This is a genomic window from Ruegeria sp. CL5 (assembly GCF_056536485.1).
Window position 1 is genome coordinate 115,064 of sequence record NZ_JBQFPS010000002.1, and the last position, 15,324, is coordinate 130,387.

The window sequence follows — 15,324 nt, forward strand, 5'->3', positions numbered from 1 at the left end:
CAATCTGATACAGTCTATGCGGATACTTTCACCCCAAGTGCTTACAGCAGTTTCGTAATCTAGCTTTTCCCGCAAGCTCAATGCAGACGTCTAACGTCAATATTCAGGAGTGGGATCTCACTTTTTCTTAGGACAGGGTAGCAAGTTCGCGCGATCACGTTTTGCTTGCCGCCTGCATTTTCCCTAAAAATTTCTCGGAACTCTAAAAGTGCCGCGGCCGAGGATTCTGAGTATACCCATTCAGACAACAGTAAACTTTCGGCCATCAAGCCGTTTGAATAGAGAATGAAATGCCCATCCAACAAGATATGATAGTAGTCGACACTATCTATTTCTCGGTCAACTGTTACACCTTGTCGTCCAACGAGGAATTTTGCTGGCAGCAGCACACTATTAGTTCCAAAAAGTAACTCGTATTCTGGTTTCTGAAGGCAAATTCTATGTTGAGGTGACAACTTCAAGCTGCGGAGAGGTATGTTTCGTCCAAGGCTGCTTGGTGAGAAAATTATGGGTCTGAGGTGATCTAGTTCTGGTCTCCCAAAAACAACTTTTGCGTGACCAACCCAAAGGACGGATTTTGTGCCATCGTTTGTGCATATCATCTGTCCGGGCTTTAGATCTTCAACTGGTATTGGACCGTCAATTGTTTCTATCAACGTTCCTTTTCCAAAGCATGGGGGGGGCAAAGGCACTAAACCGTTTGGTGGATCTGTGGGATCCGGACCGGTGTTCCAAGGCGGACCGTCGACGTACGTCGGACCATCTCCCGGGGCATAAGTTCCATCGCCCGGGTTGATAGGTATCCCATCCCCGGGGCCACCGATTAGATCGAAGTCGCTGTCTTTTCCCCATCCCACTGCGTCGACGGGGTTTCCGCTGCTGTCAGCGAGCACAATCGCGTCCCTTTGGCCGGAAGGCGAATTCAAAGGTCCGAGAACTTGCCTATAATAAATAAAGCCGTCGTCAGGTTGGGCAACATAGGGCATATCCGTCGCAACTGGTTCTAACCCGACGAGGCCAGAGCCGTTGCCAGACTGTTGGTACTCTCCAATAAAAAAGCCACTTACGTCTTCTGCTGGGAGAGCGCGGATGAAGACCTCACCAGTATTGGTGTTTACGGAGTAAATCTCTGCCATATTGGCAAAACTTTAGATAGTTTTGCAGTGACATCAAGGTTTTTGATATATTGTTATGTGAATGTTCTGGCATACCGCCCTCTTTTGAGTGCGTTCCTATTGAGGCTACGTGTAATGGCCCCCAATCCTGCAAGAATTGCAATATCGGTGTGACACATCTATTTGAAACCCTTGCGATTCAGAAGGTAGCAAGTTTCTATGGTCTTACTTCCATAGGTGACGCTTTGATGCCCACTAATACTATCGATATCGTAACTCTTTTAGGTAAGTGGATTAGAAGGATGTTTTTGTTCTCCATCTGGTTTAAATAGGGCAGAGAAACGCCTAGTTTTGTTGCAAACTCCTTTTGGGTCAGAGATAACCGGGTCCGCATCTCACGCAGTTTTGCGCCCGCATAGAGTTTTTGAGTAGCCATGTTGGTTCTTTGCAACTTAACTGATTTCTCAAGTTAACTTTGCAAACCTATTGGCGCAAGCCCTCTAAAGCCCCAATTGCTTCTCGCGCCAGATTACGCTGCTGATAGCGCAAATCGCCAGAATAGACGTCCCCAGCATCAGCCAGAGCAATGGCATTGCTCCTGTCTCGCGTGTCAGCAATGCGCCCGCCCACGCGCTGAGGGCAGCGCCGCCGCCGAGCATGATCGCTCCGCTGAGGCCTGATGCGGTGGCTGCCAGATGAGGCCGGACAGACAATGACCCGGCTGTCGCATTGGGTATCGACATGCCGTTGCCAAGCCCAACAAAGGTCATCAGGCCAAAGAAACTGAGCGCGGTGCCAATGCCCGCTAAAAATAGGGAAGCGGAAATGGCTACGCCGATAGCATTCAGCCAGCATCCCCAGAGGACCATTCGGTTCACGCCAAAGCGTACAGAATAACGACCACTGAAGAAGTTTCCGAAGAAGTAGCCAAGTGCGGGCGCGCCAAAATATATGCCAACTTCTGCTGCTGTCATGCCGAACACTTCGGTTCCGATGAAAGGTGCTCCGCCGAGATATGCGAAGAACGCCCCAGACGAAAACGCAGAAGAGAGCGAGTAGCCCCAGAATCGGGGGGAGGCCAGAAGTTCGGGATATTCGCGGAATTGTTGTACCAAGGTTTTGCCGCTGGCAGCGGCGGTTTCACCAAAATCGCGGTAGGTAAGCAACAGGGCCAGTGCGCCCAACGCAAAGGGTAGCCAGAAATTCGCTTTCCAGCCAAACGCCTCTTCAAGCAGACCGCCAACTGCAGGTCCGATCATTGGGACGACGGCCATGCCCATTGTGACATACCCAAGCATCGATGCGGCTTTGTCCTGAGTGTACATATCTCGCACCGCTGCACGGCTAAGAACTATGCCAACGACGATCACGGCCTGACTCATGCGGAATGCCAGAAAGACCTCGATCGTTGGTGCGTAGATGCAGCCCAGAGTCGCCAACAGGAACAATGCGAGCCCCCATAGAAGAACAGGCCGGCGCCCCGCCTTGTCGGCAATGGGACCGATTATGATCTGTAAGACCGCGTTGACCAAAAGATACAATGCAATCGATAGCTGCATCAGCTTGTAATCTGCCTCAAAGTAGGCGGCCATGAAGGGGAGACTGGGTAGGAACAAGTTCATGCTTAGCGCTGACAGGCCCGACAACAATATTAGCGTTGTAAGGGTCGGGGGTGTCCGGCTGATGGATGTTGAACTGAACTGCATGGTTCACACTTAGAACTTAGTTTGGGGGAATGCCAAGAGCGGGTTTGTGATGTCACATAACTTTACAAATTTGCAATTACCACCTGCTTGATTTTCTTATGTTTGCAAATTTGCCGAAAACTTCTTTGGTCTCGGTATTCGTATCGTTATGGTCCCGCAAAATCTCATGGGAGACTACCGTCATGAAAGACATCCTTTCCGAACTCGAGGGCCGCCGCAAAGATGCACGCTTAGGGGGTGGACAACGGCGCATTGACGCACAGCATGCTCGAGGCAAGTTGACAGCGCGCGAGCGGATCGAGCTGCTGGTGGATGAAGGCAGCTTCGAAGAGTTTGACATGTTTGTCAGCCATCGTTGCACCGATTTCGGAATGGAAAAGCAAAAGCCAGCCGGTGATGGCGTGGTCACTGGTTGGGGCACGATCAACGGCCGGATGGTCTATGTCTTCAGTCAGGACTTTACCGTGTTTGGCGGCTCGCTGTCCGAAACCCATGCGCAGAAGATTTGCAAGATCATGGATATGGCGGTTCAGAACGGAGCGCCGGTGATCGGGATCAATGACTCGGGTGGCGCGCGCATTCAGGAAGGCGTTGCCTCGCTGGCGGGGTATGCCGAAGTTTTCCAACGCAACATCATGGCCTCGGGCGTGGTGCCTCAGATCAGTGTGATCATGGGGCCATGCGCTGGTGGTGCGGTCTATAGCCCTGCGATGACCGACTTTATATTCATGGTCAAAGACACCTCATACATGTTTGTGACTGGTCCGGATGTCGTAAAGACTGTCACGAATGAGGTCGTTACAGCCGAGGAATTGGGTGGGGCTTCAACTCACACCAAAAAATCCTCGGTTGCAGACGGGGCGTTCGAAAACGATGTTGAGGCTCTGGCCGAGGTCCGCCGGTTGGTCGATTTCCTGCCGCTCAACAATCGCGAAAAGCCTCCGGTTCGTCCCTTCTTTGATGAGCCGGGTCGGATCGAGACGTCGCTGGACACTCTGATCCCAGATAATCCTAACACGCCCTACGACATGAAGGAGCTCATCACCAAAGTCGCGGACGAGGGCGATTTCTACGAGATTCAGGAAGATTACGCCAAGAACATCATCACCGGTTTTATCCGCCTTGAAGGACAAACCGTTGGCGTTGTGGCAAATCAACCGATGGTTCTTGCCGGGTGTCTGGATATCGACAGCTCGCGCAAAGCTGCGCGTTTTGTACGGTTCTGCGATTGCTTTGAAATTCCGATCCTTACGCTTGTCGACGTGCCGGGTTTTCTTCCGGGGACGTCACAGGAATATGGCGGTGTGATCAAGCATGGCGCGAAGCTACTGTTTGCTTATGGAGAGGCAACAGTGCCAAAGGTCACGGTGATCACGCGCAAAGCCTATGGCGGTGCTTATGACGTGATGGCATCGAAGCATCTGCGCGGGGATTTCAACTATGCATGGCCCACGGCCGAGATCGCAGTGATGGGTGCAAAGGGCGCAACCGAGATCATCCATCGCGCTGATCTTGGAGATGCGGATAAGATCGCGCAGCACACGCAGGATTACGAAGACCGGTTTGCCAACCCCTTTGTCGCTGCCGAGCGTGGCTTTATCGATGAAGTGATCATGCCACACTCAACCCGCCGTCGCGTATCGCGTGCCTTTGCCAGTCTGCGCGGAAAGCAGCTGAAGAACCCATGGAAAAAGCACGATAATATCCCGCTTTAAGAGTTAGATGGAACAAACAAATTTGCTTCATGATCGACTTGATTGGACATAAAAGCGCGTTTGCCGCGCAAGCAACTTCGGAAGGGCTGGCTCGCGCTGGACGCTTCCTGGGGAGCGCGCTGGTTTTGGCGATGTCAATGACTAGTTCGGTTCAGGCGAGTAATCTATTGCCCGTGCCATCGGGTCAGCCAGTAGAGCTCAGCAATGTACTGCTTGATACCAATCCCGGGGAACTCTGGGTTCGTTTCAGGTTTATTGCTCCCAATATCGGGGCGACCGTGGGCCGCATCACCTATGATGTCGCAGTGATCGACATGGAGCATCTGTGCCAGACGCTGGCGGTCCCTTACGTGGCGCAGCACGATCTGGATCCTGCGCGTGTCGTGATTTCTTTCTCGGATCGACCGCTGGAGTTCGGCACGTCCGAGCCTGACGCGACTCAGTTTTTTGAGGCCTATCGGCTGGAACAATCCCAATGTATCTGGGAAGGACTCTGACCATGAGAGTACGCGATCTCGGTCACAGGGTGCCCATATACAACTCAGAGGTTCATATCGTGTTTTCATCCCGGCAGGATCGTCTGCACCCACGTAATTTCAATGCCTTAACCAGCGAGGTGTCGAAATGTTGAAACACCGTGGCTTCCCCGGCCGCTTGGCCGGAACTGACTTTCAGTTCACGATCCGGCGCGCCAATCCCAAGGGAGTGACTCCCTTGACCAGGCGCGAACGTTTTCGGGACCGCAAGCCTGCAGATAGGCGTGCAGATGCCGCATTCATGGAAGCGCTATGGGCGCAGTTTGGTGATCAGCCGTTCGAGCGTGGTAACCTGGATGCAGGCCGACTGAGTTGGCTGTTCGAGCGGGAAGTGATCGCCGCTGAAGATCCGTTTGACCCCGCCAGCTATGACGCGCTGTTGGTGATCGACCCGGACGTTGCTCGTCTATCGTTTCCAGAAATCTTCGACGGGGTACGCTGAATTTGCCCACCGCAGCTGCATATCAAGTTCGACCAACCCAAATTGGTGGAGCCCTGCCCGAGAACAGGCAGGGCACTTGGGGCAAGTCAGAAGTTCAGCTGTGCGGCCAACTGAATACGGTTGCCATCGAAAGTGTCACCCGAAATCGTATCGTTCCGCTCGCCATAGATGTATTCGGCGCTCAACGTCAGATTGTCAGTTGCTTTGTAGAACGCATTGACATGGATGGTCTCAAGCTCGGTGAAGGACAAACTTCCTGTCGAGGTGGGCAGGTCGTAATCTTCCTTACCGTAGGAGATGCCCACGTTCCATTCGGGGGTCAAATCTTGACGAAACTCGATGGTATACCCGTCGACATCGTTCGCCTGACCGCCAACAATCGCGTCACCCAAACCGATCAGGTAGGGGCCGATCGCTTCACCGTTGACGTAGTTGACTTGGAACAGGCCACCTTGCCAGGGACGGATCGAACCAGAAAGGGTAAAGCCGGTCTGATCCACTTCGACATCGCCGGATTGGGCTTTGCCATACAAAACCGAGGCGCGCACCAGGTATTTGCCATCGTTATACTCGACCGCACCAGTCAGCACCGGATCATCCGAGTTCGAACCTCCGACGTTTTCCTCTACAGAAACAGCAAAGGTGGTATTCGATCCAAAGCCGTTAGTGTATCGAACCTGAGGAACACGGGCAAAAGGGATGCCGACCGGTCCATTGAACTCAACTGTGGTGGGGTAGGTGTCCAGAGGCTGGAAATTGGTCCAGTACTGACCGATGAGCCATTGTTCCCCAATCCGGATATTCGCGTGGCGAATGCGGAATTCTGCTGTACCGCCCGAGCCGAAAGCATCCACTTCGATCTGACCCTGGATATCGCCAATGCCGCTTGGTGTGTTGGTACGCAGTCCGATTCGCGATTGCCGAACAGTGGCACCAAATGTGCCATCGGTTTCGGCCGAGGGCTCACCTATGACATTCACAAACGCTGTGTCGCCCTGATCATATTCGAAGTCGTAAAAGAAATCGGCTTTGACATAGCCATAGACGTCCAGCGTGGTGTTTCCGATCCTCAGATCACCGGTTCCGGCTCCGGGCTTGGACGATTCCAAAGCCTCGACTCTTGCGCGAAGCGCATCGAGTTCAGCCTGAGTTTGTGCATCTTGAGCCAAGGCCTGCATTCCGGTCACGGAAAGCGTGCTGGCAGCAAGCAGTCTAGCAGTTTTGCCCTTTATTATCATGGGGATACTTCCTTGTATGCGAGTGTGCACCGGCACCGTTTCACGCATAAGAGCCCGAGGAAAATCACCAATCTGCGAGGAATTCTGCGCAGTTTTTCAAGTAACCGTGTCAAGAATGGCTCGTGCTTTCACAGCTCGGTGAAAGCGCAGAATAAGCGCCTGGCCCCTGTAGATTTTCTTAGTGGACTTCCGGAAGCAACGCGTGAGGTAAACCGCCGTGTTGGCCATCATCCGGCCGTATGTCGTCACATGAACGTGACGGGCATGAGCCGGGAAATCGGGGGGGCAGGGCGAAATAGTGTCGGCGCAAAGTTGCGCGGGCGCGCTGCCGGTGGGCAAGTTTTAGCCGGAATCTCAAACGGAAACGAAGACGGGTTTGCGCTGCAAATTGTGCTGTGCACAGTGATGGGGCCGTGCGGCTCTACTTTGCCTGCGTCGCACAAGCACCTACTATTCCGTACCCCTTCCTTCCGCGGGCAGGCTTGTGTTCCCCACAGAGCTCTGTCCGCGGTTTTCTTTTTGGCGAACACAGTCCAAAAACGGCAAGAAACTGCGCAATTCTGTGGTTTGCAACCTCTGTTATTGCATAACAATACCGGAATTCGGCATCTGCCCTCAAAGACTTTGAGAAACCTAAAAGGGCAGAAAACATGCAAAAATCACGATTCTTCCTTGCGTTGGCGACATGTGCCGGCCTTGCGGCCTGCGGTGACACGACAGGCGAGCAGGCGATCCTTGGTGGCGGCGCAGGCGCGGTTGGGGCTGCGGTCCTCAATGCCGACCCGCTGTTTGGCGCAGCGGTCGGTGCTGCGGGGAACGTGCTGTACTGCAAAACCCAAAACACCTGTAACTAACGCTGAATTTATCGGGGCAGCCAACGCCCCGTCCGTCATCACGCATCACGCCGTCGTGGGGTCAACACCCTGCGGCGGCGTTTTGCGTTTCCAGAACTTCAATCCAAAGGACGTTCCATGTTCAACAAGATCCTGATCGCAAACCGGGGCGAGATTGCCTGCCGGGTCATCAAGACTGCCCGCAAAATGGGCATTGGTACGGTCGCCATCTATTCTGATGCTGACAGGAACGCCCTGCACGTGTCGATGGCGGATGAGGCCGTGCATATTGGTCCACCACCGGCCAATCAGTCATACATTGTCATCGACAAGGTAATGGACGCAATCCGTCAAAGTGGTGCGCAGGCTGTCCACCCCGGCTATGGCTTTCTGTCCGAGAATTCCAAGTTTGCTGAAGCGCTGGATGCCGAAGGCGTCGCCTTTGTCGGCCCACCGGTTGGTGCGATCGAATGCATGGGTGATAAGATCACCTCGAAGAAGATCGCACAGGAGGCCGGGGTTTCGACGGTCCCCGGCTACATGGGGCTGATCGAAGACGCTGATGAGGCGGTGAAGATATCGAATAATATCGGGTATCCGGTGATGATCAAGGCCAGCGCTGGCGGCGGTGGTAAGGGCATGCGGATCGCGTGGAATGACGAAGAAGCACGGGAAGGATTCCAATCTTCCAAGAACGAGGCTGCAAATTCCTTTGGCGACGACCGGATTTTCATTGAGAAATTCGTGACCCAACCGCGCCACATCGAAATTCAGGTCCTGTGCGACAGTCATGGCAACGGCATCTATTTGGGCGAGCGTGAATGCTCGATCCAGCGCCGGAACCAGAAGGTTGTGGAAGAGGCGCCTTCGCCCTTCCTTGATCCTGAAACCCGAAAAGCGATGGGAGAACAGGCGGTCGCGCTGGCCAAGGCCGTGGACTATGCCAGTGCTGGAACGGTCGAATTCATCGTGGATGGGGAAAAGAACTTTTACTTCCTTGAAATGAACACCCGCCTTCAGGTGGAACACCCGGTGACCGAGCTGATTACCGGTGTTGATCTGGTGGAACAGATGATCCGTGTGGCTGCTGGTGAAAAGCTGACCATCACTCAGGATGACGTGACCTTGACGGGTTGGGCCATCGAGAACCGTCTTTATGCCGAGGACCCGTATCGCGGCTTCTTGCCCTCGATTGGCCGCCTGACCCGTTATCGCCCACCGCAGGAAGTCGCCGCTGGCCCGTTGCTGGTGAATGACAAATGGCAAGGCGATGCGCCCAAAGGGGATAGCGCTGTACGTAACGATACCGGCGTCTATGAAGGTGGCGAAATTAGTATGTATTATGATCCGATGATCGCCAAACTGTGCACTTGGGCCCCGACCCGCGAGCAGGCGATCGAAGCCATGCGTGTAGCGCTCGAAAGTTTTGAGGTTGAAGGCATCGGTCACAATCTACCGTTCCTGTCAGCGGTTATGGACCACCCGAAATTCGTTAGCGGTGATATGACGACCGCCTTCATCGCCGAGGAGTATCCTGATGGATTTGAGGGTGTTGAATTGCCTGAAACTGATCTGCGCCGAGTCGCTGCCTCGTGCGCGGCGATGCACCGGGTGGCCGAGATTCGTCGTACACGGGTGTCGGGGCGGATGGACAATCATGAACGCAAGGTTGGAACCGATTGGGTCGTCTCGCTGCAAGGGCAAGAGTTCGAGGTTGCGATAGAGGCCGATCAGGATGGCTCCACCGTGTCCTTTGCAGATGGCACGAGGCACCGTGTTGCCTCCGATTGGACACCGGGTGATCAGCTTGCAGTGCTCGATGTCGATGGCAGCCCACTGGTTCTGAAGGTCGGCAAAGTGTCGGGCGGTTTCCGCATCCGCAACCGCGGCGCGGATCTCAAGGTGCATGTTCGCACCCCACGTCAGGCCGAATTGGCCCGGATGATGCCCGAGAAGCTGCCGCCTGATACATCCAAGATGCTGCTCTGCCCGATGCCCGGCCTGATCGTGAAGATCGATGTCGAAGTGGGGCAGGAGGTACAGGAAGGTCAGGCGCTTTGCACCGTCGAGGCGATGAAGATGGAGAACATCCTGCGCGCTGAGAAGAAAGGCGTTGTCTCCAAAATCAATGCTGGTCCCGGCGACAGCCTTGCCGTTGACGATGTGATTATCGAGTTCGAATGATCATGCGCGCGCCTGTTTCATACCTTTCAAGGTTCTCGGCGGCTTCCGTCGGGACTCTAAGGCAAGTTGCAGGTGTTCAGCCGCCTTCGCGTCGTTCGCGAATTTCGCGTTCACGCAAGGGCGTCTTGTCAATCGAGCGGCCTATCTCGCGCACGCTCCATGGGCTGGGTTTGCGCAGTTTCACGACGCCATCCTTGTCGACAAATACCATCTGGAAACCACGCGGTCGCAGTTTTGACCGTATCGGAGATCGTGCCGACGGATCGGTATCGGTCAATACGATTACGTCGCGATCACGCATCGCCGCTTCGCCCTCCAACAGCATGTCAATCTGTTGCTGGAACCTTGGGTCTGCAGGGGTATCGGCAAATACAACGATCGGGCGATGGGTCCAGAGAAAATCGCTCAGATCGCTGTCATCTACGGGACGCACAAAGCTGTCATCCGCAGGGGCATTCGCGTCCGCGGCCAAGGCGGCCAGCGGGAATAGTGCCGAGAAAACAAGGGCAAGCGTGCGTGTCATATGGCCTCCTGTTCTGTTGAATATAGCCTCTGCGCGGACGAATGCGACTGGCGAAATGTCTGCGGACATCAAAAAATTGCACCTCAGGCTCGATCCCGTTTCATCCGCGCCTATCCAAGCGCCGAGAATACAGGTTGTTCCTGAAGACTTTCGGTGGGGAGGGTAGGGCGATGGAGATCATCCTGCATTGCGGTGCGCACAGGTGCGCAACCACCAGCTTTCAAAACTATCTAAGTAGGAATGAGAACACGCTGGCTGAGCAAGGGTTGGTCTATTGGGGGCCTGAACGCACACGTGCCAACGGTTTGAATAGCCTGAACAAATTAACGCCAGATGTTTGTGACGCGCTGCGTCGTGACCTGGATTCGTGTCGGCGTGCGGGTGCCAAGCAGCTATTGGTAAGTCAAGAGAACTTCGTAGGTTCTATGGAGCGTAATATAGCATTCGCCTCGCTTTATCCCAGCATGCATGAGCGTGCCCAGCTCCTTGCGAAGCCCTTTGATGACGGGGTTGGCAAATTGGCTCTGAATATCCGGGCGTTGGATATGTATTGGTCTTCCGTTTCAGCCTATAAATTCAAACGCGGAAGTGAGCCGATTGAGCCCGCCAAATGGAAACGTATCACCCAGAGCAAGCGGAGCTGGCGCAATGTGATTACCGAGATGGGCCGCGCGTTTCCCGGCGTTCCGCTGCTAGTCTTGCCCTTCGAAGATTTTGCGGGCCATCAGCGCGCACAGCTTGAGGCTTTGACCGGGCGCGATGCACCCGAGGACAACGACGGCCTTTCGCTGAATGCCGCGCCCAATCCTGCCCCTCACGGCCTAAATGCAGATCAGGCGATGAAGCTGTGGTCCGATTATGCGGATGATCTGGATTGGCTTGCCTCCGGTGCAGACGGCTTGGCCGAGCTTGTCTGCCGGACAGAAAGAGATATGCGCGGGGTCATCCCCGCGGAACCCCGATTGGAACAGAGGAAATCGACATGACCGACACCAACGACTGGCAGGTGCTGGCCGAAAAAGAACTGCGCGGGCGTCCGTTGGACGATCTGACCAAGGAAACTCTTGAAGGCATCGATGTCAAACCGCTCTATACGCAGGACGACACCGCAGACCTGCCGCATATGGGGTCACTGCCTGGCTTCGGCCCATTTACCCGTGGGGTGAAGGCGACGATGTATGCGGGTCGTCCCTGGACCATCCGTCAGTATGCGGGGTTCTCGACGGCGGAGGAATCGAACGCCTTCTATCGTCGCAACTTGGCCGCTGGTCAGCAGGGTGTCTCAGTGGCTTTCGATCTGGCGACGCACCGGGGCTATGACAGCGACCACCCGCGCGTTGTCGGCGATGTCGGCAAGGCCGGTGTGGCCATCGACAGTGTCGAGGATATGAAGATCCTGTTCGACGGTATTCCGCTGGACAAGGTTTCGGTCTCGATGACGATGAACGGGGCCGTGATCCCGGTTCTGGCCAGTTTCATCGTTGCGGGAGAAGAGCAGGGGCATGACAAGGCCGTGCTGTCGGGCACCATCCAGAACGATATTCTGAAAGAGTTCATGGTGCGCAACACTTATATCTATCCGCCCGAGCCATCGATGAAGATCATCTCGGACATTATCGAGTTCACCTCGAACGAGATGCCCAAATTCAACTCAATCTCGATCTCGGGCTATCACATGCAAGAGGCCGGGGCGAACCTGGTGCAAGAGCTGGCCTATACGCTGGCCGATGGCCGCGAATATGTGCGTGCCGCGACTCAGTCGGGCATGGATGTGGACAAGTTTGCGGGCCGTCTGTCGTTCTTCTTTGCTATCGGCATGAACTTCTTCATGGAGATTGCGAAGCTACGCGCAGCACGCACGCTCTGGCATCGGGTAATGACCGAGTTCGGAGCGAAATCCGAACGGTCGAAGATGCTGCGCACCCACTGCCAGACTTCGGGCGTGTCACTGCAGGAGCAGGATCCCTATAACAACGTGATCCGCACCGCCTATGAGGCGATGAGCGCGGTACTGGGCGGCACCCAGTCGCTGCATACCAACGCGCTGGACGAAGCGATTGCGTTGCCCACCGATTTTTCTGCCCGCATCGCACGGAACACGCAATTGGTGCTGCAGGAAGAGACTGGCGTGACAGATGTGGTCGATCCGCTTGCGGGCTCTTACTACGTCGAAAGCCTCACCAATGAATTGGTCGAAAAAGCCTGGGCTTTGATGGAAGAAGTCGAGGAGATGGGCGGCATGACCAAGGCGGTTGCTTCTGGCATGCCCAAGCTGCGGATCGAAGAAAGCGCGGCCCGTCGTCAGGCCATGATCGACCGGGGCGAAGAGGTCATCGTTGGCGTCAACAAATACCGCAAGGAACAGGAAGACCCGATAGACATTTTGGACGTCGACAATGTCGCCGTACGCGAGGCGCAGGTGGCGCGGTTGGAACGCATTCGCGCCACACGTGACGAAGCAGCATGTCAGCAGGCGTTGGACGCGCTGACCACCACTGCCCGTGAGGGTGGTAACCTGCTGGCCGCCGCCGTCGAGGCCGCCCGCGCCCGTGCATCCGTAGGAGAGATCAGCATGGCAATGGAAAAGGAATTCGGTCGCCACCGCGCCGAAGTGAAAACCCTGGCCGGTGTTTATGGCGCGGCTTATGAAGGTGACGAAGGCTTTGCCGCGATCCAGAAATCGATAGAAGAATTCGCCGAGGCCGAGGGCCGTCGCCCGCGTCTGCTGGTGGTCAAGATGGGGCAGGACGGCCACGACCGAGGGGCGAAGGTGATTGCCACCGCCTTTGCTGATATCGGGTTTGACGTGGACGTCGGCCCTCTGTTTCAGACTCCCGCAGAAGCCGCGCAGGACGCGGTAGACAATGATGTGCATGTGATCGGGATCTCTTCGCAGGCTGCTGGGCATAAGACGTTGGCACCCCAGCTGGTTGAAGAACTGAAAAAGGCCGGGGCCGAAGACATCATCGTCATCTGTGGTGGCGTCATCCCGCAACAGGATTACCAGTTCCTCTACGATCACGGTGTAAAGGCGATCTTTGGTCCGGGAACGAACATCCCTGACGCGGCACAAGATATCTTGCGTTTGATCGGTGAAGCCAAAGCTTGAGGTGGGTCAAGATTTTTCGTACGAAAAATCTTGTGATCCGGAACCTTTGAGGAAAACATGCGGCCAGACACTTCTTGTCTGGTCGCATGTTTTTTGGGAGAGCGTCTTAATGTTGTTGGACCATTTAGCTGTTGCAGGTGAAACGCTGGAAGAGGCTTCTGACCATATCGAACAGGCGTTGGGTGTTCGATTGCAGGATGGCGGCAAGCACGAGAAATTCGGGACGTATAACCGCCTGTTGGGCTTGCGAGATAGCTTGTATCTGGAGGCGATTGCGATCGATCCCGATGCGCCCAACCCGCAAAGGACGCGCTGGTTCGATCTGGACCGGTTCTCCGGATCGCCCCGCCTGACAAACTGGATTTGCCAGGTTCCCGATATCGAGGCTTCGCTGACCGTCTTTCCTGACGGTGTTGGTCAGCCCATCGATCTGGACCGAGGCGCGCTGCGCTGGCGCATGGCGGTTCCACCGAACGGGCGTCTACCGTTTGATAATCTCTTTCCCGCGCTCATCCAGTGGCTGGGCGATCTGCATCCTGCACAAATGTTGCAGGACAGCGGCTGCCAGCTGCAACGCTTGATCGTGTGCCACCCGGATGCTCTCGATCTGGTCAAAGGTTTGGGGGCGTTGGATTATGTCGTTTTTGATAGTGGTCCGGCAGCATTGCGCGCAGAAATTGAAACTCCACATGGGCTGCGCGTGCTGGAATGATCATCCGACAAGCAACGGTCGACGACGCACCCGCGATTACCGAGATCGCAAACGCGATCATTCGTGACACGCTGGTAACTTTCACCACCGATGAACGCAGCGTGGAAAAAGTGACGGCAGAGATAAAAACCCGTGGGCCGGTTTTTCTGGTCGCCGAGCGCGATGGGATGGTCGAGGGGTTTGCAACTTACAACTTATTCCGGTCGGGCCCCGGATATGCGCAGTGCCGCGAGCATTCGATCCAGTTGGCGCCTGAGGCCAGAGGGCAGGGCACGGGGCGCGCATTGATGCACGCCTTGGAGGCCGTCGCCAAAACAAACAATGTGCATGTTCTTGTTGCGGGTATTTCCTCGGCCAACCCAGCAGCCGTCGCGTTCCATTCGGCAATCGGTTTCAAACAGGTGGGGCATATGCCCGAAGTGGGGTTTAAATGGGGGCAGCGCTTGGATCTTGTTCTGATGCAGAAAATACTTGCCCCGCAGTCATCTGTCGCACCTGACAGTCGCGCAAAGGCGCGCTAGGGTGCGGCCATGTCGATCTGGACCAGAATAGCTGATGCGCTGAATGCGCTTGCCCAGGGCGAAAGCCTGACCGCAGTATTTGAAAAGCTGCGTACGCCCCCCGAACGTTCGGTCGCGTTTGCAATTGCCGTTGTGGCACTTGGGGCAAAGATGGCCAAGGCCGATGGTCAGGTGACACGCGATGAGGTCACGGCCTTCCGCGAAGTGTTCCAGATCGCGCCCGAAGACGAAGACGGCGCAGCCAAGGTCTTTGACATGGCCCGAACCGATGTTGCTGGATACAAAGATTACGCGCGCAAGATCGCGGGAATGTTTGCGGAAGACAGCACCACGCTTTGCGATTTGATGGAAGGGCTCTTTCACATCGCTATGGCAGATGGGTTCTATCACCCAAACGAGAATGAATTTCTTGAAGAGGTCAGCCGAATTTTTGGTCAGACTGACGCTCAATTCATGGCCTTGCGTGCGCGATTTGTGCCGGACGCACCAAAAGATCCGTACACAGTGTTGGGCGTTGCGCGGAATGCGCCACTGCCCGAAATACGCAAAGTTTGGCGGCAGTTGGTGAGAGAGACTCATCCCGATGCGATGATGGCACGCGGCGTGCCCGAGGAAGCGGTGCGTCTGGCCGAGAAAAAGATGATCGATATCAATCGCGCCTGGGATGAAATAAACGGCGCTCGGGTGTGA

Annotated in this window: 14 protein-coding genes and 1 pseudogene; 10 read left to right on the forward strand and 5 right to left on the reverse strand. The window is 55.3% G+C overall.

The genetic code is table 11. From position 1 onward, the window contains the following. Positions 1-77: 77 nt before the first annotated feature. The 3 genes and pseudogenes from ACR0IU_RS04195 to ACR0IU_RS04205 all read right to left on the reverse strand — a co-directional run bounded on the left by ACR0IU_RS04195 (position 78) and on the right by ACR0IU_RS04205 (position 2,821). Positions 78-1,136: a Hint domain-containing protein gene (locus ACR0IU_RS04195; RefSeq protein ID WP_480715369.1), complete on the reverse strand. Its 1,059-nt coding sequence runs from the start codon at positions 1,134-1,136 to the stop codon at positions 78-80. 283 nt (positions 1,137-1,419) lie between these two features. Further along, positions 1,420-1,551, reverse strand: a pseudogene (locus tag ACR0IU_RS04200) (helix-turn-helix domain-containing protein); the annotation flags it as partial. A 64-nt stretch (positions 1,552-1,615) separates the two neighbouring features. Further along, positions 1,616-2,821 carry a multidrug effflux MFS transporter gene (locus ACR0IU_RS04205; RefSeq protein WP_480715370.1) on the reverse strand — a complete coding sequence of 402 codons (1,206 nt, stop codon included), beginning with the start codon at positions 2,819-2,821 and terminating at the stop codon, positions 1,616-1,618. Between the two features lie 182 nt (positions 2,822-3,003). Between ACR0IU_RS04205 and ACR0IU_RS04210 the strand changes: the two genes are divergently transcribed. The 3 genes from ACR0IU_RS04210 (at position 3,004) to ACR0IU_RS04220 (ending at position 5,514) form a co-directional block, all read left to right on the forward strand. Next, the gene (locus ACR0IU_RS04210; protein WP_480715371.1) at positions 3,004-4,536 is read left to right on the forward strand and encodes an acyl-CoA carboxylase subunit beta; all 1,533 of its coding nucleotides are present in this window, start codon (positions 3,004-3,006) and stop codon (positions 4,534-4,536) included. Positions 4,537-4,673: 137 nt separating this feature from the next. Further along, positions 4,674-5,033, forward strand: a complete 360-nt coding sequence (locus tag ACR0IU_RS04215; protein ID WP_480715372.1) for a DUF6497 family protein — start codon at positions 4,674-4,676, stop codon at positions 5,031-5,033. 127 nt (positions 5,034-5,160) lie between these two features. Continuing rightward, positions 5,161-5,514, forward strand: a complete 354-nt coding sequence (locus ACR0IU_RS04220) for a hypothetical protein (protein WP_480715373.1) — start codon at positions 5,161-5,163, stop codon at positions 5,512-5,514. An 86-nt stretch (positions 5,515-5,600) separates the two neighbouring features. Here ACR0IU_RS04220 and ACR0IU_RS04225 read toward each other — a convergent pair whose 3' ends face one another. Beyond that, positions 5,601-6,752 (reverse strand): DcaP family trimeric outer membrane transporter, encoded by a 1,152-nt coding sequence (locus ACR0IU_RS04225; protein ID WP_480715374.1) that lies wholly within the window; start codon positions 6,750-6,752, stop codon positions 5,601-5,603. 650 nt (positions 6,753-7,402) lie between these two features. Between ACR0IU_RS04225 and ACR0IU_RS04230 the strand changes: the two genes are divergently transcribed. Together ACR0IU_RS04230 and ACR0IU_RS04235 are read left to right on the forward strand one after the other, a co-directional pair. Beyond that, positions 7,403-7,606 carry a hypothetical protein gene (locus ACR0IU_RS04230; RefSeq protein ID WP_170472510.1) on the forward strand — a complete coding sequence of 68 codons (204 nt, stop codon included), beginning with the start codon at positions 7,403-7,405 and terminating at the stop codon, positions 7,604-7,606. Positions 7,607-7,723: 117 nt separating this feature from the next. Beyond that, a complete protein-coding gene (locus tag ACR0IU_RS04235) occupies positions 7,724-9,769 on the forward strand; it encodes an ATP-binding protein (protein ID WP_480715375.1) in 2,046 nt (681 codons plus the stop codon). Between the two features lie 76 nt (positions 9,770-9,845). Here the strand turns inward: ACR0IU_RS04235 and ACR0IU_RS04240 are convergent, their stop codons facing one another. Next, entirely contained in the window at positions 9,846-10,292 is a 447-nt protein-coding gene (locus ACR0IU_RS04240; protein WP_010441940.1) for a DUF4174 domain-containing protein, read from the reverse strand. A gap of 425 nt (positions 10,293-10,717) precedes the next feature. Between ACR0IU_RS04240 and ACR0IU_RS04245 the strand changes: the two genes are divergently transcribed. The 5 genes from ACR0IU_RS04245 (at position 10,718) to ACR0IU_RS04265 (ending at position 15,324) form a co-directional block, all read left to right on the forward strand. Continuing rightward, complete coding sequence (locus ACR0IU_RS04245; protein ID WP_480715376.1) at positions 10,718-11,278, forward strand: hypothetical protein; 561 nt, start codon at positions 10,718-10,720, stop codon at positions 11,276-11,278. After that, positions 11,275-13,401: a methylmalonyl-CoA mutase gene (gene scpA / locus ACR0IU_RS04250; protein WP_260022720.1), complete on the forward strand. Its 2,127-nt coding sequence runs from the start codon at positions 11,275-11,277 to the stop codon at positions 13,399-13,401. The genes ACR0IU_RS04245 and scpA overlap by 4 nt, the downstream gene beginning before the upstream one ends. Positions 13,402-13,510: 109 nt before the next feature. Then, complete coding sequence (locus ACR0IU_RS04255; RefSeq protein WP_480715377.1) at positions 13,511-14,113, forward strand: VOC family protein; 603 nt, start codon at positions 13,511-13,513, stop codon at positions 14,111-14,113. Then, positions 14,110-14,634 (forward strand): N-acetyltransferase family protein, encoded by a 525-nt coding sequence (locus ACR0IU_RS04260; protein WP_480715378.1) that lies wholly within the window; start codon positions 14,110-14,112, stop codon positions 14,632-14,634. Before ACR0IU_RS04255 ends, ACR0IU_RS04260 begins: the two co-directional genes overlap by 4 nt. Positions 14,635-14,643: 9 nt before the next feature. Then, positions 14,644-15,324, forward strand: coding sequence for a molecular chaperone DjiA (locus tag ACR0IU_RS04265; RefSeq protein ID WP_170472498.1), 681 nt, complete (start codon positions 14,644-14,646; stop codon positions 15,322-15,324).